The sequence below is a fragment of the Paenibacillus taichungensis genome (assembly GCF_047302525.1).
In the GTDB taxonomy this organism is placed as follows: Bacteria; Bacillota; Bacilli; order Paenibacillales; family Paenibacillaceae; genus Paenibacillus; species Paenibacillus taichungensis_B.
Map to the genome: position 1 here is coordinate 2,111,939 of NZ_CP168020.1, position 19,915 is coordinate 2,131,853.

The 19,915-nt window shown below is 45.9% G+C and carries 17 protein-coding genes; 16 read left to right on the forward strand and 1 reads right to left on the reverse strand.

Annotated elements, in window-relative coordinates; genetic code table 11:
- Positions 1-16 precede the first annotated feature (16 nt).
- The 4 genes from ACDJ58_RS09745 to ACDJ58_RS09760 all read left to right on the forward strand — a co-directional run bounded on the left by ACDJ58_RS09745 (position 17) and on the right by ACDJ58_RS09760 (position 3,671).
- Positions 17-2,047, forward strand: a complete 2,031-nt coding sequence (locus tag ACDJ58_RS09745; protein ID WP_413377447.1) for a hypothetical protein — start codon at positions 17-19, stop codon at positions 2,045-2,047.
- Positions 2,044-2,352: an EscU/YscU/HrcU family type III secretion system export apparatus switch protein gene (locus ACDJ58_RS09750; protein WP_064639081.1), complete on the forward strand. Its 309-nt coding sequence runs from the start codon at positions 2,044-2,046 to the stop codon at positions 2,350-2,352. Before ACDJ58_RS09745 ends, ACDJ58_RS09750 begins: the two co-directional genes overlap by 4 nt.
- Positions 2,346-2,744 carry a YraN family protein gene (locus tag ACDJ58_RS09755; protein WP_413377449.1) on the forward strand — a complete coding sequence of 133 codons (399 nt, stop codon included), beginning with the start codon at positions 2,346-2,348 and terminating at the stop codon, positions 2,742-2,744. Before ACDJ58_RS09750 ends, ACDJ58_RS09755 begins: the two co-directional genes overlap by 7 nt.
- A 375-nt stretch (positions 2,745-3,119) precedes the next feature.
- A complete protein-coding gene (locus ACDJ58_RS09760; protein WP_413377451.1) occupies positions 3,120-3,671 on the forward strand; it encodes a nitroreductase in 552 nt (183 codons plus the stop codon).
- 223 nt (positions 3,672-3,894) lie between these two features.
- Here the strand turns inward: ACDJ58_RS09760 and ACDJ58_RS09765 are convergent, their stop codons facing one another.
- Positions 3,895-5,499 carry a YifB family Mg chelatase-like AAA ATPase gene (locus ACDJ58_RS09765; RefSeq protein ID WP_413377453.1) on the reverse strand — a complete coding sequence of 535 codons (1,605 nt, stop codon included), beginning with the start codon at positions 5,497-5,499 and terminating at the stop codon, positions 3,895-3,897.
- 512 nt (positions 5,500-6,011) lie between these two features.
- Here ACDJ58_RS09765 and ACDJ58_RS09770 point away from each other — a divergent pair.
- The 12 genes from ACDJ58_RS09770 to fliF all read left to right on the forward strand — a co-directional run bounded on the left by ACDJ58_RS09770 (position 6,012) and on the right by fliF (position 19,904).
- Complete coding sequence (locus ACDJ58_RS09770) at positions 6,012-6,467, forward strand: MarR family winged helix-turn-helix transcriptional regulator (protein ID WP_413377455.1); 456 nt, start codon at positions 6,012-6,014, stop codon at positions 6,465-6,467.
- 252 nt (positions 6,468-6,719) lie between these two features.
- Entirely contained in the window at positions 6,720-7,880 is a 1,161-nt protein-coding gene (gene sucC / locus ACDJ58_RS09775) for an ADP-forming succinate--CoA ligase subunit beta (protein ID WP_024630201.1), read from the forward strand.
- Positions 7,881-7,959: 79 nt separating this feature from the next.
- Positions 7,960-8,889 carry a succinate--CoA ligase subunit alpha gene (gene sucD, locus ACDJ58_RS09780; RefSeq protein WP_024630202.1) on the forward strand — a complete coding sequence of 310 codons (930 nt, stop codon included), beginning with the start codon at positions 7,960-7,962 and terminating at the stop codon, positions 8,887-8,889.
- A gap of 247 nt (positions 8,890-9,136) precedes the next feature.
- On the forward strand, positions 9,137-10,267 hold the full coding sequence (gene dprA / locus ACDJ58_RS09785) for a DNA-processing protein DprA (protein WP_413377458.1): 1,131 nt from the start codon (positions 9,137-9,139) through the stop codon (positions 10,265-10,267).
- 120 nt (positions 10,268-10,387) lie between these two features.
- Complete coding sequence (topA, locus tag ACDJ58_RS09790; RefSeq protein ID WP_413377460.1) at positions 10,388-12,478, forward strand: type I DNA topoisomerase; 2,091 nt, start codon at positions 10,388-10,390, stop codon at positions 12,476-12,478.
- Positions 12,479-12,501: 23 nt separating this feature from the next.
- Positions 12,502-13,845: an FADH(2)-oxidizing methylenetetrahydrofolate--tRNA-(uracil(54)-C(5))-methyltransferase TrmFO gene (gene trmFO, locus ACDJ58_RS09795; RefSeq protein WP_413377462.1), complete on the forward strand. Its 1,344-nt coding sequence runs from the start codon at positions 12,502-12,504 to the stop codon at positions 13,843-13,845.
- 26 nt (positions 13,846-13,871) lie between these two features.
- A complete protein-coding gene (gene hslV, locus ACDJ58_RS09800) occupies positions 13,872-14,414 on the forward strand; it encodes an ATP-dependent protease subunit HslV (RefSeq protein WP_413377464.1) in 543 nt (180 codons plus the stop codon).
- A 138-nt stretch (positions 14,415-14,552) separates the two neighbouring features.
- Positions 14,553-15,953 (forward strand): ATP-dependent protease ATPase subunit HslU, encoded by a 1,401-nt coding sequence (hslU, locus tag ACDJ58_RS09805; protein ID WP_413377466.1) that lies wholly within the window; start codon positions 14,553-14,555, stop codon positions 15,951-15,953.
- A 988-nt stretch (positions 15,954-16,941) separates the two neighbouring features.
- The gene (gene flgB, locus ACDJ58_RS09810; protein WP_413377468.1) at positions 16,942-17,349 is read left to right on the forward strand and encodes a flagellar basal body rod protein FlgB; all 408 of its coding nucleotides are present in this window, start codon (positions 16,942-16,944) and stop codon (positions 17,347-17,349) included.
- A 5-nt stretch (positions 17,350-17,354) separates the two neighbouring features.
- Positions 17,355-17,807, forward strand: coding sequence for a flagellar basal body rod protein FlgC (gene flgC, locus ACDJ58_RS09815; RefSeq protein WP_090895951.1), 453 nt, complete (start codon positions 17,355-17,357; stop codon positions 17,805-17,807).
- A gap of 64 nt (positions 17,808-17,871) precedes the next feature.
- Positions 17,872-18,183 carry a flagellar hook-basal body complex protein FliE gene (fliE, locus tag ACDJ58_RS09820; protein ID WP_024630209.1) on the forward strand — a complete coding sequence of 104 codons (312 nt, stop codon included), beginning with the start codon at positions 17,872-17,874 and terminating at the stop codon, positions 18,181-18,183.
- 137 nt (positions 18,184-18,320) lie between these two features.
- Complete coding sequence (fliF, locus tag ACDJ58_RS09825) at positions 18,321-19,904, forward strand: flagellar basal-body MS-ring/collar protein FliF (RefSeq protein WP_413377471.1); 1,584 nt, start codon at positions 18,321-18,323, stop codon at positions 19,902-19,904.
- The last annotated feature ends 11 nt before the right edge of the window (positions 19,905-19,915 follow it).

A 19,915-nucleotide genomic window follows, 5' to 3' on the forward strand; every position in this document is an offset into this window, starting at 1 on the left:
AGGGAGGGTGAAGGGTATGAATATAAGTTCCGTGATTCGTGGGTTGCTGGGAGATAGTAAACCGGGAAATGCCAAACCACTGGAGTTAAAGGAAGGTCAGGTTGTACGGGGTTCTGTGGTTAGTGTATCCGATGATGGAGCAGATGCGGTTCTTCAGATTCAGGGTGTACAGGTGCGTGCAAAACTGGAAACCCCGCTTCGCCCAGGTGAAACAACACTGCTTCAGGTTCAGCCTCCAGGTGAAAATGGCGTAACGGTAATGAAACCACTGACGGGTACATTAGCAGAACTGCCACAGGCATCTTTGAACAATATGCTTCAGGAGGTAGGTTTACCGGATACCAAGGGGAATCGGGAACTGCTGTTAGCTATGCAGCGAAGCGGATTACCTTTAACCAAGGATAATGTAGCCATGGTTCAAAATATGATAACAGCCAAACCTGCACAAGTGCCTGTTGAAGAATGGGTGCAGGCGACAGGTATTGCTTTTCAGCGTGGTCTTCCGGTTACAGCGGAAACGGTAAAGGGTCTGCATCAAGCTGTTTTTGGCCCGCCACTACATCAGTTGTTGAAGGGTTTGGCTGAACAACTGGAGTCTATGCTGACCCAAACCGCGGGTAAAACGCCGCCGACTGGTGAACAGGCAGCTTCTGTGAAACCAGCCGTCATGGCTGGATTGCCTGTTTCGTTGACTGGAGAGCAGACAGGAGAAGCTTTAACTGCATCAGGCGGTAACCGTCAGGTAGGAGGAACAACTGGTTTATCTGGGCAACCTGTGCCTGGGGCAGCTGCTGTTGATGCTCCAATGGCTGATGGATCCGAGGATACTGCTGCTGGTGGTGCAGTGAAAGGCAATGGGCAGAATGGTGCAGGAAATGCTGAGAATGCTGGGTTTAAGACTGGGGCCAGCCATGTTGAAACTGCTGGCAAGGTGGGTACAGGTATTCCGGCAGGAACCGGAATACCTGGTGAGAGCCCGCGTACTGCTGACGCGGGCTTTGCTGGGAGCCGCCCGGGCATGCCGGGGGCGGCAGTGGATGCTGCGGCTGGCCGAGTGATTGCAGGCCAGCCTGAGGGGGGCGCGGCCGGGCGAACCGACGGTCGCGGTGAAACGGCTGCTGCTGCGGGGCCTACCGCTTCCGCAGCAGCTCCATCGGCAGCGCAGCTGGCGCCCAAGCTGCTGGCGCTGTTGGACGCGCTGCGCAGCGCGTCCACAGCCGCACCGGCACAGCCTGGTGCGGCGACACAGGCCGCACCTGCATCGCAGGGCGGCCAGGCGGCTGCGGCTGCCGGAGGCGCGCCGCAGCTTTTGCCAGCCGGCGCGGATGCGCGGCCGGCTGGCGGTAGTGCCGCAGCACCTGCGGGAGCTGCGGCGGCGCCTGTCACCCACGAGGGGGACCCGTGGGTGGGGCGCGTGCTGAAGCTGCTCGGTGCGGAGCACGAGCAGCAGGCAGTGCACGGCGCGGCTGCGCAGGCGCGCGTGAGCGATGTGGCGAGTCCGGGAACCACGGACACGCTCAAGGGCTTGCTGCTGCAGCTTGCCAGCAGCGATGGTGCACCGGCGGCGCTCAAGGATGCCGCCGGACAGGCCGTGCAATTTCTAACAGGTCAGCAGTTATTGCTGACAACGGATCGCAGTGCTACCTTTGCCCAGATGCACTGGTTTATCCCGATTACCGGACCCGATGGAGAAGAGACGGCTTCCGTTCAGATTCAGTCCCGCCGTGGGCAACGCGGTGAATTGGATGCATCCAACTGCCGCCTGTGGTTTGATCTGGATATGAAAAGTCTCGGTCCAACGCTGGTGGATGTGCATGTTGTCAATAATATCGTCAGTCTACGTGTACTGAATGACCGCGAAGGGATGGGATCGATCCTGGAAAGTGGGCGTGAAGAGATCCATCGGGCGTTGGACCAGCTGGGTTATCAGTTACTGACTTTCAAGGCGGAACCCTGGCCTGTTGGCCAGGAACCGGGTGCCGAACGGAAAATGACTGCCTCGGACTACAGTCCTGAACAATACAAAGGGGTGGACATGCGGGTATGAAAGAGGATTCGCAACCGGACCTGATATCCAAAAAGGCCGTTGCTTTAAAATATGTACCTGGTGAGAGCGAAGCGCCAGTGGTCGTAGCCAAAGGCCGTGGCAAAGTAGCAGAGGCCATTCTGGATAAAGCCAAAGAAAACGGTGTGCCCGTTCAGGAGGATGCTGCACTTGTCGAAGTGCTTTCCAAACTAGATTTGGATGAACAGATCCCGTCGGAGCTGTATCAACTGGTTGCCGAAGTGTTAACCTATATTTATCGTGCTGACCGTTTGGCTTCTGGACGAGAGGAAGATGAATCATGGTAGAGCGCAGATCAGAACAGGGGCCAGCTTCAAAACTGACACGTCAGCAAAAAGGACGATTGGGTGAAGAAGCTGCTTGCGACTGTCTTCGAGAACATGATTATCGGATTCTCCGTCAAAATTGGCGTTGCCGAAGCGGAGAGATCGATATCGTTGCTTCCCATGAAGGCATGATTATTTTTATTGAAGTCCGCAGTAGAAGCGGAACTGGACAGTATGGAACACCCCAGGAGTCGGTAGATATTCGTAAAATGCAGCAGGTGCGTGCAACTGCATCTGTATATTTGCAAATGACAGGAGAGACGAACCATCAGATCCGTTTCGATGTGATTGCTGTCATACTAGATAAAGCAGGCGGAACCGTTTCGGTTGATCATATTATTAATGCGTTTTGAGTTCCTACTATATACGCGATTCTTCAGCTGTGTTAACCCGCAAGAAAGACACTTGAAAAAGTGACTCTCTTGTGGGTTGTTTTTTATTTTGAGCAGGATCATACCCGTATTGATTAAATAGCTACTTATAATGAAGAAAGGTTTATTCTATAAATCCCTTCGAGAGGTAAAAGTCGGAGTTGTCTTTTTGCATCCGAAATAACTAGAACAAAATAATGTTGTCAGCATTCCTTTGAATCCTATGAACCGATCAGTGTATAATCAAGATGGTAATCCAGTTTTGCTGCACCGTTTGATTTTTCATAAATGAGTTGATTCACATCGCAGGCTTGAACTGCGGTCACGGATAATTTTTATAATCTGGGAGGCATGGTCATGAGTAAATCTACCCAAACGGGTAACGCCGTAAGAGAAGCCATTCAAAATCGTCGTACAGTAAAAAAATTCAAAAAAGAAGCTGTTCCCACACAGCAGATTATTGATTTGTTGGACACAGCCGTATGGGCACCCAATCATAAATTGCGTGAGCCGTGGCGGTTTTTATTGTTTAGCGGAAATGGACTGAACAAGCTGGCAGACGCTATTGATGCAGAGATGGGAGAGGATAATAAGTTCTCTGCCAATATTAAGCAGGTCCCTGCCGTCATGATTGTTGTTATGGAAGAAGATCCGCGCCAGAATATCTGGGATGAAGATTTTGCAGCAGTGAGTGCATTGGTACAGAACTTCCTACTCGCGGCATGGAGTGAAGACATTGGCACGTTCTGGGTAACCAAGCCTTTCCTTTATGGACCAAAATTCCGTAAGTCCCTTGGCATTCAGGCTGGGGAAAAAATTATAGGCATGGTTTACATGGGGTATCCAGATGTTATTCCTTCTGCCAAAGAACGTACACCAGCCAAGGACAAGCTGACTATATTTGAATAATTGATCTTGTTCGCTATACATTCAAAAGAGATGCTTTATTAAGAGTAAGAGCCCCTGCACGTATCCCTCTTATACAGAGGATATTTATGCAGGGGTTTTTGACTTGTTAGTTTATATAACCGTAAGTTTGAAATCTACAGATATCTCGCTTGAACCTATCATGATACTGAATGGCGAAGGAACATATTTCCCTTTATAGAATTTATTACTGTATGACCCTCGCTCAAAATAAATTCAAATCCAGTTGACGATACTGTATCGCTTCAGCCACATGAGCATTCAAAATGACGCCATCATGATCCAAGTCTGCGATCGTCTGGGCCATCTTAATAATTCGATCATGTGCACGCATGCTCAGGTTCAGTGCTTGCAGTGTCTGCTGGAGCAGTTGATCTGCTTCTTCAGGCAGACGGATCGTTCGACGCAGAAGGGTTCCTGATAGCTGGCTATTCCAGCGAACTGAACTATTAGCATATCGTGCAGCCTGAATTAGATGAGCATGAATGACTTTGGCCTGCATTTCCGCTGATGAAGGAGAAGCGCCAGCCTTGCGCCACTCGCCTGGGGGAGGAACTTCGACCTGAAGGTCGATTCGGTCCAGCAAGGGTCCGGAAATTTTGGCACGGTACGCGGCCACGCGTGCAGGACTGCATATACATCTTTGATCGTCTGACTGGGCAGAGAGATATCCGCAAGGACAGGGATTCATAGAGCAGGCGAGCATAAATTGTGCAGGAAAGGTGAACGCGGCTCTAGCACGGCTAATGGTGACTTTACGATCCTCCAATGGCTGTCTCAATACTTCAAGGACTTGCCGCTGAAACTCAGGCAGCTCATCCAGAAACAATATACCCCGGTGGGCAAGACTTACTTCACCCGGCTTGGGGATTCCGCCGCCTCCAATTAGACCTGAAGTGGAGATCGTATGATGTGGTGAGCGAAAGGGCCTGTCTGCGATGAGACCATTCGAGGTATCTTTCAGCTTTCCTGCGGCACTTAGCACTTTGGTTACTTCCAGCGCTTCGTCTTCGGACAATGGTGGGAGAATCGTAGGCAGCCGTTTAATTAACATGGTTTTCCCCGTTCCTGGAGGTCCGACCAGCAAAATATTGTGCATGCCAGCTGCGGCAATCATGAGTGCACGCTTTACGTGATGCTGTCCCAGAACATCACTATAATCATCCTCTAGGAATGAAATATGTTTCGAGCGCTCGTGGTTATTCAAATCTTCGTAATCTGGAATTCGAACAGAAAGGTGGGCGTAGTCTTTTAAAACAATAGGCCCCGTATTTTGAATCGTTCCGTTCTTGCTCTTTGTAGCTTTTACACTCTCTGGGACAATATCTTGCAAATGACGAATGCCATATACCTGAATACCCCGGATCAGCGAAGCTTCTTCCAAATTATCGGCGGGCAGAAGAACGGAGGTGAAGCCTTGCCGTTTTGCCAAATCTACCATGGACAAAATGCCAGGTACAGATCTCACTGAACCGTCCAATGCCAGCTCACCCACCACCAATGTCCGTTCCTGCACAGGAAGTACTAGCTGACCACTTGTCGTAAGTAAACCAATAGCAATGGCAAGATCGAAAGAAGATCCTTCCTTGCGCAGATCAGCGGGGGCCAGATTAATCGTAATCCGTTGCAATGGATACTGGTAACCACAGTTTTTTATAGCTGCACGAACACGTTCAACCGCTTCACGAATAGCCGAATCCGGCAATCCGATAATAGACGTCTGGGGTAAACCATTCGACAAATCTGTTTCCACTTCAATTAATACTCCATCAATTCCATATAAACAGGCACTATGCAGTTTTCCGTACATAATAAAAGAAACACCTCACTTCGTCCTTGGCGCGCATAATACAGGCCAGTCTACGAATTAAGGTGCTTCCTCAGCTTCTAACAAGCATTTTATATAAAAGAAATCAGGGCGTCAACCCGTCATCGTCATAGCTGCTGTAGATCTATCCCTGACTTCTGGATTGTTAACAGTTTACCGCAGGATTAAAGAAAGTTCAGTTCCAAATCAATGTCGCGCTGTTGTGGAGGAGTATGTAGACGAGTGGTGAGCTGTTTCAACATATCAAGAATTTTTTTGTCACGTGGTCATATGTTTTCGAACATCTAAGCTCGATAGTATATTTTATACAATTAAATTTAACGCTATTAAATAGAATAGTAAAATCATTTGTGCTCAATTATTCTGTTTTTCTTCTAATTTATGTTAAGATAGATGAAAGGCTCCTTATAATTCGCAAATTCTAGCGGTTATAACATTTGTAAGCCTCTATTATAAGGAATATAGAATGCACAATAGGTAGGTGAGACAGTTATATGCAGAATGAAAGTTTGAAGCTGGATAACCAATTATGCTTTGCCATATACGCTTGTTCACGTGAAATTACGAAGATGTACCAGCCCTATCTTGAGGTGCTTGGGGTAACCTATTCTCAATACCTGGTCTTGATGGTATTGTGGGAACGTGAAGAATGTACGGTTAAGGAAATCGGAGAGGCACTTTACCTCGATTCAGGGACTTTGACGCCTCTTCTGAAACGTTTGCAGTCAGCAGGACTTATTCATCGCGAACGTTCAGCTCAGGACGAACGAAAAGTATTGATTACACTTACAGACGCTGGGCGGGAACTTCGCCATAAAGCCTTGTCTATACCTGAAGCGATCCAGGAGGATGCATGTCTGAACAGTACTGAGTTCGAATCTTTACTGGGGCAGTTTAAGGGCCTGCTTGAGAAAGTACATCAAACTAACACCAAAGAAACCAGAAAATAAAATGCATCAACGTATTACAATCAATCAAGAACCTTGGCTTATTAGCTGAGGTTTTTTCCATTAATATCCAAGCATTCACAATATGGGATCATACCCATATCAAAATACTGTCTATTAACCATTACTTTTTTAAGGAAAGCGTTTTAAAAACATGTTACAATGAATTGGGTTTAAGTGAAAATAGTCAACATTTGTCTTTTGTTAGTCTACCAACCCGCCTTGTTGCAGTCATGTTGATAGGAGGATTCGAGAATGAATATCCATGAATATCAAGGAAAAGAAGTACTGAAACAGTATGGAGTCACCGTTCCAAACGGAAAGGTTGCTTATACAGTCGATGAAGCGGTTGCGGCCGCAGAGGCACTGGGCAGTCCGGTGACTGTAGTCAAAGCGCAAATTCATGCAGGTGGCCGGGGGAAAGCCGGCGGCGTGAAAGTAGCGAAAAGTATCGACGAAGTTCGTGCTTACGCATCCGAAATTTTGGGAAAAGTATTGGTAACACACCAGACTGGACCTGAAGGTAAAGAAGTGAAGCGTCTTCTGATTGAAGAAGGATGCGATATCCGCAAAGAGTATTATGTGGGTGTTGTTGTGGACCGTGCCACAGGCCGCGTCGTAATGATGGCTTCCGAAGAAGGCGGTACAGAGATCGAAGAAGTAGCTGAAGCTACACCTGAGAAAATTTTCAAAGAAATTATTGACCCTGCAATTGGATTGCAAGTGTTCCAGGCACGTAAACTGGCGTACAGCATTCGTATTCCGAATGAGTTGGTGAACAAAGCAGTTAAGTTTATGCTTGCGTTGTACACAGCATTTGTCGAAAAAGATTGCTCCATTGCCGAGATCAATCCGCTCGTTGTTACCGGAGATGGAAACGTTATCGCGCTGGATGCAAAATTGAATTTTGATTCCAACGCTTTGTTCCGTCACAAAGATATTCTGGAACTGCGTGATCTGGATGAAGAAGATGAAAAAGAAATCGAAGCTTCCAAATACGACCTGAGCTACATAGCACTTGATGGCAACATCGGCTGTATGGTCAATGGTGCGGGACTTGCGATGGCGACGATGGATATCATCAAATACTATGGCGGCGACCCGGCCAACTTCCTCGATGTTGGGGGCGGTGCTACAACAGAGAAAGTGACCGAAGCTTTCAAAATCATTTTGTCTGACGCCAAAGTGGCGGGTATCTTCGTTAACATTTTTGGCGGCATTATGCGTTGTGATGTCATTGCCAATGGTGTTGTTGAAGCAGCGAAGCAGCTGGGCCTGACTAAACCGCTGGTTGTTCGTCTTGAAGGAACTAACGTGGAGCTTGGTAAACGTATTTTGGGTGAATCCGGCCTGAATATTGTTCCTGCTGATTCCATGGCCGATGGTGCACAGAAAATTGTTGCCCTCGTAAAATAAGTTCATTCCTGGGCAAATTGCTGCCTTAGTTCCGGAGCTGTCCGGTACTTGAAAAATAACCGTAAGGATGTGAAGCAACGTGAGTATTTTGATTGATAAAAATACAAAAGTCATTACGCAAGGCATTACGGGTTCAACGGGAATGTTCCACACGAAGGGCGCATTGGACTACGGAACCCAGATGGTAGGTGGCGTTACACCGGGTAAAGGCGGAACCAATGTTGATATCACGCTGGAAGATGGCAAAGTAGTCAGCCTCCCGGTGTTCAATACGGTACAGGAGGCGAAGGAAGCTACTGGCGCAACAGCGAGCGTCATCTACGTTCCTCCGGCATTTGCAGCGGATTCCATCATGGAAGCTGTTGACGCAGAGCTGGATCTCGTGATCTGTATTACAGAAGGTATCCCGGTACTTGATATGGTCAAGGTTGACCGCTTCATGGAAGGCAAAGATACCGTTCTGATCGGACCAAACTGTCCGGGCGTTATTACACCAGGTGAATGCAAAATCGGCATCATGCCAGGTTATATTCATATGCCTGGTCACGTTGGCGTGGTTTCCCGTAGTGGAACACTCACGTATGAAGCCGTTCATCAATTGTCTGCGCGTGGAATTGGACAATCTTCTGCTGTGGGAATCGGGGGCGACCCGGTTAAAGGCTCCGAGTTCATTGATATCCTGAAAAGGTTCAATGAAGATCCGCAGACACATGCTGTTATCATGATTGGTGAAATCGGTGGTACGGCTGAAGAAGATGCTGCAGAGTGGGTACGTGATAACATGACCAAACCGGTAGTTGGCTTCATCGGTGGTGTTACGGCGCCTCCAGGCAAGCGTATGGGTCATGCGGGTGCTATTATCTCTGGTGGTAAAGGTACAGCCAAAGAAAAAATTGCGAAACTGGAATCTTGCGGAATCAAAGTTGCTCCGACGCCAGCTGAAATGGGCTCGACTCTTGTGAGCGTACTTGAAGAACGCGGAATTCTGAATTTGTGCACGACACATTAATTCTTTTCCGTTATAATAGAAGAAACGGTACAGGAAATTTATTTTTCTGGTGAGCCGACTATTGATAATGCGGAAAAGGTAAGCAACCTTTTGTCCTGAACAGGGCGAAGGGTTGCTTTTTTGCGTTTTTTTACGGGGTGTAAAAGGGAGCTGTTATCTGCCTGTAAGAGTAAACGCTTGCATTCCGTTGTCACTTATCACACAATATGAGGGAAGATTTTCTTCCCGTTATGGGAGGTTTCTGATTTTGGAAGAGAGATGGATTTTGATTGGACTGCATGAAACGGATGGTATTGGTAAGAAAACAATCTCCAAACTGCTATCAGGACAACATCTACTGACGGATTTTCTGGATTATAAAGAAGGGGATTGGATTGCCGCGGGTTTACGCAGGGATCAGGCTACGCGTCTAACTAAGCAATTCAATGCCGACTGGATTGAGCAGAGACAAGAGAGTGTTTATAAACAGGGAATTGAAGTCGTTACCTATTTGGATCAGGACTACCCCATATTAATGAAGGAAACCGTTCAGCCACCCTGGGTAATGTACGGTCGCGGAGATCTGAATCTGTTGCACTCTCAATCCATTGCAATGGTAGGAACACGTATGCCTACTGTATACGGACGTAAAATTGGTGAGAAGCTGGCAGAGCAACTATGCAAGGCCGGCCTGACCATTGTAAGCGGGCTTGCCAGAGGAATAGATAGTGTGTGCCATGATGCGACTCTTCGTGCAAACGGCAAGACTATTGCGGTATTTGGGACAGGAATTGATAACATCTATCCGCCTGAAAATACAAGTCTTGCCGAACGAATTGCCGAAACAGGGTTGCTTTTGTCAGAATATCCTCCGGGTACACGTGCGCGTCAGGGATTATTCCCGGAACGTAATCGGATCATTGCAGGGTTAACCCTCGGTACGCTAGTCGTTGAGGCTGATATCCGAAGCGGATCACTCATTACAGCAGATGCTGCACTCGAAGCGGGAAGAGACGTGTTTGCAGTCCCAGGTCCCATTACATCTCCCAAAAGCCGAGGCTCGCACAATCTGATTCGTCAGGGGGCAAAATTGGTGACCTGCGCCACAGATTTATTGGAAGAGTTTCGATTGGACTTGCCAAATGCCGAGCAACTTCCTTACAATAGAGGACGTTCGGCGGAAAGTAGTGAAAGTTCCAATGAAGGAATATTCCCTGTCGTAAAACTATCTTCAGATGAACAACGTGTTATTTATCTGCTAGAGCAGGAAGAGCAATCACTGGATCAACTTGTGGAACAGCTCAACTGGGATTTTGGACATTTGCATTCAGTTCTGTTATCTTTAATCATAAAAAAGCAGATTAGCCAATTACCTGGAACCAAATACGCGAGGGTATGACAATGCTGCGATCAAGGCAGTATGTGAAAATAGATTATTAGCGGAAGTTAGTCCTGCTGCAAATGAAGTATGAATCATAAAAACAAGCAGCAGTTTCATGACTGAGAGGAGGATGAACCTATGGCGGATGCACTCGTAATCGTGGAGTCGCCCTCGAAGGCGAAGACGATCGGCAAATATTTAGGCAGCAAGTTCATCGTAAAAGCTTCGATGGGACATGTACGCGATTTGCCAAAGAGTCAGATCGGCGTTGAGGTGGAGAATGATTTTAATCCGAAATATATTACGATCCGCGGCAAAGGTTCAATTTTGAAAGAACTGAAGGATGCACGAAAGAAAGTGAAAAAAGTGTATCTCGCAGCTGACCCGGATCGCGAAGGTGAGGCTATTGCTTGGCATTTGGCCCATGCACTTGAACTGGATGAAACTGCGGATTGCCGAGTAGTATTTAATGAAATTACGAAACAGGCTGTCAAAGATGCGTTCAAAACGCCGCGTAAGATCAATATGGATCTGGTTAATGCGCAGCAGGCAAGACGTATTCTCGATCGGCTTGTAGGATATAAAATTAGTCCGTTATTATGGAAGAAAGTCAAAAAAGGATTGTCCGCTGGCCGCGTTCAGTCCGTGGCTGTCAAAATCATTATGGATCGTGAAAATGAAATTAATGATTTTGAACCGGAAGAGTACTGGAGCATTACTGCCAAACTGACAGCGGACGGAAATCCGCTTGAAGCCAAGTTCCATCAGTTGAACGGTACCAAAACCGAACTTGGCAGTGAGGCAGAAGTACAGGCCATTTTAAAACAGATCGAGGGCGCTTCTTTTACAGTCAAAGAAGTTAAAGAGAAGGAACGCAGTCGTAACCCTTCTGCTCCGTTTACAACGAGTTCCTTGCAGCAGGAAGCCGCACGTAAATTGAATTTCAGAGCTTCCAAGACGATGTCTGTCGCCCAACAGCTGTATGAAGGGGTAGACCTCGGAAAAGAAGGCACAGTAGGTCTGATTACGTATATGCGTACAGACTCTACCCGAATTGCAGCATCGGCTCAGGAAGAAGCCAAGGAATACATTATTGGTAAGTACGGTGAGCCATTTGCACCAGAGACGCCTAGAAACTATTCCAAAAAAGCAGCCAATGCTCAAGATGCGCATGAAGCGATTCGTCCAACTTCGATTTTGCGTGATCCGGATTCCATTAAATCGTTTATGAGTCGTGATCAATTCCGGTTGTACAAACTGGTTTGGGAACGTTTTATAGCGAGCCAGATGTCATCTGCCGTTCTGGATACACTATCCGTGGACATTGCTGCAGGAGATACGATTTTCCGGGCAGCGGGTTCAAAGGTTCGTTTCCAGGGATTCATGAAGGTATATGTAGAAGGTAATGATGACGGTACAACGGAAGAAGATCGTCTGCTGCCTCCACTGAAAAGTGGAGATGTGCTGGAGAATCGGGAAATTGAGCCGAAACAGCACTTTACACAGCCGCCACCACGTTATACGGAAGCAAGATTGGTTAAAACGCTTGAGGAACTGGGTATAGGGCGTCCGAGTACATATGCGCCAACGCTGGAGACCATTCAGAAGCGCGGATATGTTGCCATTGAAGAGAAGAAATTCATGCCAACGGAATTGGGCGAACTGGTCATCGAACAGATGGAGGAGTTTTTCCCGGAGATCCTGAATGTGGAGTTCACCGCGAACATGGAAGGTGATCTTGACCATGTGGAGGAAGGGTCGGAGGATTGGGTCAAAGTACTCGCAGAATTCTACGAATCTTTTGAGAAACGCCTTGAGTTTGCAGAAGAAGAAATGAAAGAAATCGAGATTGAAGATGAAGTATCGGATGAAATATGTGAGAAGTGCGGCAAACCGCTCGTTTATAAGCTGGGTCGTTTCGGCAAGTTTCTCGCATGTTCCGGATTTCCGGATTGCCGGAATACCAAACCGATCATCAAGGATATTGGTGTAACTTGTCCGAAGTGTAAGGAAGGGCATGTTGTTGAACGCCGCAGTAAAAAAGGACGTATTTTCTATGGTTGCGACAAGTATCCTGAATGTGATTTTGTATCATGGGATAGACCGTCAGCGAAACCATGTCCAAGTTGTGGATCACTAATGATTGAGAAACGGAACAAGCAGGGAACACGATTGCAGTGTACTTCATGTGATCATCAAGAGCCGGTAGAGGAACCGGAAGAAGACTGAGCGGATTAGCATAATGGGGGTAAATGATTTTGACGAATGAACAACAAGTAACCGTTATTGGTGCCGGGTTGGCAGGAACAGAAGCAGCTTGGCAGATCGCAAGTCGCGGTGTACGCGTAAAATTATACGAGATGAGACCGGTTGTGAAAACGCCGGCTCACCATACAGATAAATTTGCAGAACTGGTATGCAGCAACTCGCTTCGTGCCAATGGGTTGACCAACGCAGTCGGTGTATTGAAAGAAGAAATGAGAATGCTTAATTCTCTCGTCTTGGGTGCAGCAGACCGTCATGCCGTTCCAGCAGGTGGAGCACTTGCTGTGGACCGGGACGGATTTTCAGGCGAGATCACATCTACGCTTCATCAGCATCCACTCATCGAAGTTGTAAATGAAGAGCTGACTTCTTTGCCGGAAGACGGAATCGTTGTTGTTGCAACGGGGCCTTTGACTTCACCAGCATTGTCAGAGCAAATCAAGGCCCTTATGGGTGAGGAATACTTCTACTTCTATGATGCGGCTGCGCCAATTATCGAAAAAGATTCCATTGATATGAATAAAGTCTATCTTGCTTCACGTTATGATAAGGGCGAAGCAGCGTACTTGAACTGTCCAATGACAGAAGAGGAATTCGATGTGTTCTATGAAGCATTGATCACAGCGGAAGTTGCTCAACTGAAAGAGTTTGAAAAAGAAATTTATTTCGAAGGCTGTATGCCGATTGAAGTCATGATGAAGCGTGGTAAACAAACGGCTTTGTTTGGTCCAATGAAACCTGTAGGTCTCGTCAATCCGCATACTGGAGAACTGCCGCACGCTGTTGTTCAGCTTAGACAGGACAATGCGGCAGGAACGCTGTACAATCTGGTAGGATTTCAGACGCATCTGAAATGGGGAGAACAAAAGCGTGTCTTTTCTTTGATACCTGGACTTGAAAATGCGGAATTTGTTCGTTATGGCGTGATGCACCGTAATACATTTATCAATTCTCCCAAACTGCTTCGTCCAACGTATCAGTTCAAAGAGCGTCCGAACCTGTTCTTTGCAGGACAAATGACGGGAGTAGAAGGTTATGTAGAATCTGCGGCATCCGGTTTAATCGCGGGTATGAATGCAGCCAAAGCAGCGCTTGAACAGGAACTGGTGGTATTGCCGGTAGAGACCACGCTGGGCAGTATGGCACAGTATATTACAACAGCTGATTTCAAACATTTCCAGCCAATGAACGCAAACTTCGGATTGTTGCCGAAGCTGGAAACTAAAATACGCAACAAAAAGGAAAAGAATGAAGCACTTGCGCAGCGTGCACTGGATGGCATTGCCCGTTTTGCAGCAGCAGAAGGTCTAACCGTTCCGGAACGCGTGTAAATTAATCGTGGGAGGAGGCTGATATCATGGATATGTCATTTCATGCTACAACGATCTGTGCAGTTCGTCATAATGGCAAAGCAGCCATTGCCGGTGATGGTCAGGTGACCATGGGGCAAAGTGTTGTGATGAAAAATACAGCCAAAAAGGTAAGACGTTTATATCGTGGACAGGTTGTGGCTGGTTTTGCAGGTTCCGTAGCGGATGCCATAACCTTGTTTGAGAAATTCGAAGGCAAGCTGGAGGAGCACCATGGCAATCTGCAGCGAGCAGCGGTAGAGCTTGCCAAGGATTGGCGGCAGGATCGGATTTTGCGTAAACTGGAAGCACTCCTGATTGTTATGGATAAAACGGGTATGCTGCTGATTTCTGGTGGGGGCGAAATTATCGAGCCGGATGATGACGTTATCGCCATTGGCTCGGGTGGAAACTTCGCCTTATCTGCTGCGCGTGCGTTAAAACGTCATGCAGTGGGACTGGAAGCGAAAGATATTGCTCGTGAATCACTCCAGATTGCTTCAGAGTTATGCGTATTTACCAACAATAATATTATTGTTGAAGAGTTGTAAGGAAAGCAATCTCCCGTGATGGGGCATGATGATTAAATCGGCTCCAGTTACTTCGTGGAGATTCTTTGTCCTTGTAGGTAAGATTTATAATATTCTATCTCGTAAACAAGGTTCGCATACTGGTAGGAGGGAAGCTATATGGATACTCAAGCATTAACGCCAAGACAAATCGTTGCAGAGCTTGATAAGTACATTGTAGGTCAAAAACAGGCTAAAAAATCGGTAGCGGTCGCCCTTCGCAATCGTTATCGCCGTAGCCTTTTGCCCGAACATACCCAAGATGATATTGTACCTAAAAATATTCTGATGATTGGACCTACTGGTGTTGGTAAAACAGAGATTGCACGCCGACTGGCTAAGTTGGTAGGAGCTCCATTCGTAAAGGTGGAGGCTACGAAGTTCACGGAAGTGGGTTATGTTGGCCGTGACGTGGAATCTATGATTCGTGATCTGATTGAAACATCGCTGCGGATGGTCAAGTTGGAGCGTACAGAAAAAGTCAAGGACAAAGCGGAAGAGGCTGCCAATGAACGAATCGTACATATTTTGGCCCCTTCACAATCCAAATCCAAAAATCAGCGGAATCCGTTCGAAATGATTTTTGGCAATAATGGCAACAACACGCCTGAAACCGATGAGCAAGAACCGGATACGGGAGTAACCGAGCGGCGACGTAAAATCAAATTCGATTTGTTATCTGGCAAGCTGGAAGATGACATTATCGAGATCGATGTGGAAGATACCACGCCTAACATGATGGACATGTTCGCAGGTCAAGGAAATGATCAGATGGGGATGAACATGCAGGAGATGTTTGGCAGTTTATTGCCTCGTCGTACCAAAAAACGTAAACTGGCGATTAAGGAAGCTCGCAAAGTGTTGATTCAGGAAGAAGCGGGCAAGTTGATCGATATGGATGATGTTACTCAGGAGTCCATTCGCCGGGCGGAACAGACAGGTATCATATTCATTGACGAAATTGATAAAGTGGCCAGTCAAGGACGCGGTAGCGGCCCTGATGTATCCCGTGAAGGTGTACAGCGTGACATTCTGCCAATTGTGGAAGGGTCTACGGTAATGACGAAGTATGGCCCTGTCAAAACGGATTACATCCTGTTTATGGCAGCCGGTGCATTTCACGTAGCAAAACCCTCGGATCTCATTCCAGAGCTCCAGGGGCGTTTCCCGATCCGTGTAGAACTGAACAGCCTGACACTTGATGAATTTGTATCGATCCTTACTGAACCTAAAAATGCGTTAACCAAGCAGTATGTGGATTTGCTGCGTACGGAGAATATAGAGATTGAGTTCTCCGATGATGCTATTCGTGAGATTGCCAAGCTGGCTGAGTCCGTGAATCAGAATACCGAAAATATCGGTGCACGGCGCCTGCATACTATTCTGGAGAAACTTCTTGAGGATCTGTCTTTTGAAGCACCAGAACTTACGCTGGAGCGTATGATAATCACTCCGGAATATGTACGTGAGAAATTGAATGACATTGCACTTGATCGTGATTTAAGTCAATATATCTTGTAATATAGGTATAATGCTCTGTTCAGTGCGTGTTTGAAGTATGGATGACGGTATACAATGGATGAATAAAGATCACACGACTACACGGAAATAGGATATTCGGTCCTGGTTCCGACTGTAGTAGACTTTATTCAATCCACGTGTATGCCGTTTATTTTTGTTTTTGCCTAATATAATCTAGTATTATAACCGATAAAAGAGTTGGAGTTGTATAAGACTAGAGATATTCTAGGACTTGTGCCGCAGATATAATGTATTTAAGATTGTCGTCATGGTGGGAGCTAATAATTTATAATTCTAAAAATTCCAATAAAAGGATTTATTTTTTCCAAGTCTGGATATCGGTTTAATCAATGAGAGAAGATAAAATTGCGTAAATGCGCAAAATATGAATTTGATTGTATTGCAGATGTGACAAAAAAATATCGGTTCATCAAAATCTGCATGCGAGAGATAAATGTTAAAAAAGTGTTGGGGGAATTCAGTAAAATCAAATAATTCAATATGGATATTTTGTCAATTATCTATTTCATTGAAGATCAAAGAGTGTAGTTGAATTGATAAGAAAGCTTATTATATCGGTAAATATTTCTAATAAAAAACAGATTGAAGCATCTCAATGTATTTCAGGTTTGTATTATTATGATATGCCAAAACGTATAGAAGCATAGTATAAATTTTAAGAATGTTTAAGAGCTCAGATAGAGCACTTAAGCTTATTTTTGTTTTGGGCCCCAACATTTACGGAAAAATTCATAATTTGCAGAAAATACACAAAAAGCTCTGTCTTTCAGAAAAGATAGGGCTTTTTTCTTATTGTAATATATCCCAATCTCGAAGAAACTTATGTTATACGACAACATCAGAGTTAATTCTACTTAAGTCCTAGAAAACCGTGTAAAAGTGAATGTTTTTTGTCGAAAAAACATAAGCATCCTGACGGAAAAAGATTGAATCTATTTCCATAATTTCTAAAGAGAGGAGGGCGATTATGAATCTTTTGAATGATATTAGTTTTCAAAGGTTACAAGGTGCACTCGATGCCTCTAACATTAGACAACGAACGATTGCTGACAACATTGCGAATGCGGACACCCCGTATTTCAAGCGTTCGGACGTTTCTTTTGAAGAAATGCTAGAGGACCAAATGAATGGAGATATGCCTGTTCTTAAAGGGAAAGTAACGGATTCAAGGCATTTTGTCATAGGTCCTTCCTCTTCCATACCTACACCAGTAGTTAATATGGACCAGTCAACTTCTATGAATAACAACCAGAACAACGTCGATGTAGACAAAGAAATGAGTCTTCTGGCGGAGAACCAGCTGCGTTACAACGCTTATATTCAGCAAGTGAATGAACAGATCAAAATGATGCGTGTTGGAGTCGAAGGGAGATAACTTAGGTGAACATCAGTAACAGTTTCAGTATCAGTGCATCGGCTCTAACAGCTCAGCGTTTGCGGATGGACGTTATATCTTCCAACATTGCCAACGCGGAGACGACGCGCGCAAGTGTAACCAATGGCGAGGCAGTTCCTTACAAGCGCAAGATGGTTGTGCTTGAACCCAACAAGACTTCCTTCAACAGTTTGCTTCAAAATCAGATGAAAAGCAGTGGGTCTGGAGAGGGAGTAAGAGTATCGGAGATTCGTGAAGATCAGTCACCTCTGAAACCGGTCTATGACCCTTCACATCCGGATGCCAACGCTGAGGGATATGTGTACATGCCTAATGTGGATATCGCGAAAGAAATGGTGGACATGATCTCGGCTTCACGCTCATATGAAGCAAACGTCACAGCTTTGAACTCAACCAAAGCAATGATATCCAAGGCATTGGAGATAGGAAGAGCCTAGTTAATGGCTTAAAGATGGAAATATCCATAAAACCAAAGAACAGAAATGAAAGGGAGGGACATTAATGATTCAGAACAACATGTTTAGCACACAGGGGATTCAACCGCTTCAGATGCAAAGTACGGCACAAAGTAAACCATCTACACCAGCCGAAACCATTCAGAGCTTCGGTACATACCTACAGGATGCGCTAGGGTCTGTAGCTGCACAGGAGACCCAAGCACATGAAATGTCAAACCAATTCCTGGTTGGAAAAGTGAACGTTGATCAGGTGATGATCGCTTCTGAACAGGCCCTGTTGAGTCTTCAACTTACGACTCAAGTCCGAAACAAAGTAGTCGAAGCATATCAGGAGATTATGCGTACGCAATTGTAAATTGGCTTAAATGCGCTTCGACAACAGCGCTGATTACTACAACAAGCAGCTGCGATGCTGCTCCTGACCGTTAAACTTTAGAACATATAGAGATTGCGGAAGGACAGACCAAGCAAAGTTTCGGATGGGGTGACAGAGTGAATGAGAGAATTGCCCAGTACAGGGATAAGGCATCCCAGTATTGGAATAGTTTTAGCAAAAAGCAAAAAGTATTATTTATTTCCACCTTCCTGTTTTTAATTTTGGCTGCAGTTGTACTAACCATGCAATTGTCAAAGACGGAATATGAAGTTGCCTTCACGGATTTGAATGCAAGTGACTCTGCAGGCGTCATTAGTTATCTTGATTCATCCAGTATTCCATACAAATTAAGTGCAGACGGCAAGACCATATCTGTACCGAGCACGGATGTAGCTATTGCAAAAGTAAATATCGGATCACAAGGAATTATTCAGAATGGTTCATTAGGATATAAGTCATTCGAGGAGTCATCATCTCCAATCGGGATGACGGATAAAGAGTTCGATGTGAAGTATAACAATGCATTGAACGGAGAAGTGGAGCAGTTGCTTCAACGGATGCAAGGCATACAGGATGCTAAAGTACTGGTCAATATGCCCAAAGATAATATCTTTGCTGGTCTAGAAGAACAGGATAAAGCATCTGCATCGGTGGCCCTGCAGTTTAAACCGGGTTATCACCCTAATCAGGCTGCGGTAGATGGATATTTTAATTTGGTCAAGACAGCCATTCCCAATCTACCTATTGAAAACATAACGATTACTAACACGGATGAAGCGGAACTGATTCCGACGGCCCGAGGTGGTAGCGGGGGATTATCTTCTGAAGTTCAAGAGAACATGGCGTTACAGAAGAAATTCGAAAATGATGTTCGCAATAACGTGAAACAATTTCTTTCCCAGATTGTGGGTGACGAGAACGTCAATGTTCTGGTTGCTTCCAAGCTTAATTTTGACAAGGAAACGCGGAAAGAAAACCTGGTTACACCGGTCGATGTAGATAATATGAAAGGCATCGAGATCAGTGTACAAGAGATTCAAAAGAGCTACACTGGGGCAAGCAATCCGACAGGCGGTGTTGCTGGCACAGGTCAAGAGGAAGTTCCGGGTTATCCATCATCGGATGCATCAGGTAACTCAACCTCGGAAGAAACATCTAGCACCAAAAACTACGATGTCAACCGAATTGTTAAAGATATCGTTTCTAGTCCATATACTGTAAAAGATTTAACCATTAACGTTGCGGTTGAACCACCGGCAGGACAAACAGAATTACAAGCGCCGGTTCAGGATGCAATTGAAAATATTTTGGTTAACATTGTTCGTGCATCATTGGCGGACTCAGGCACTGTAACAAGTGACGCAGACTTGGCCAAAAAAGTTTCAGTAATGTCTCAAGGTTTCCAAACTGCTGCGGCAACCAATACAGGCTTCCAGCTTTCCACCGGAATGATGTGGGGTATAGGAGCACTGGTGGCAGCACTGATTGCAGCGGTTGTTATTTTGTTAGTACGCCGTCGTCGCAAACAAAACGAAATAGAAGAAGAGGATATTCCTCTTCCGGTAGCAACAGAGTTTCCGTCCATTACGTTGGACAGTGTAACGAACGAAAGTCAAGTGCGCAAACAATTGGAGAGTTTGGCCAAGAAAAAGCCAGACGAATTCGTCAATCTGCTGCGTACGTGGCTGGCTGACGAATAGAGGTGAACGCA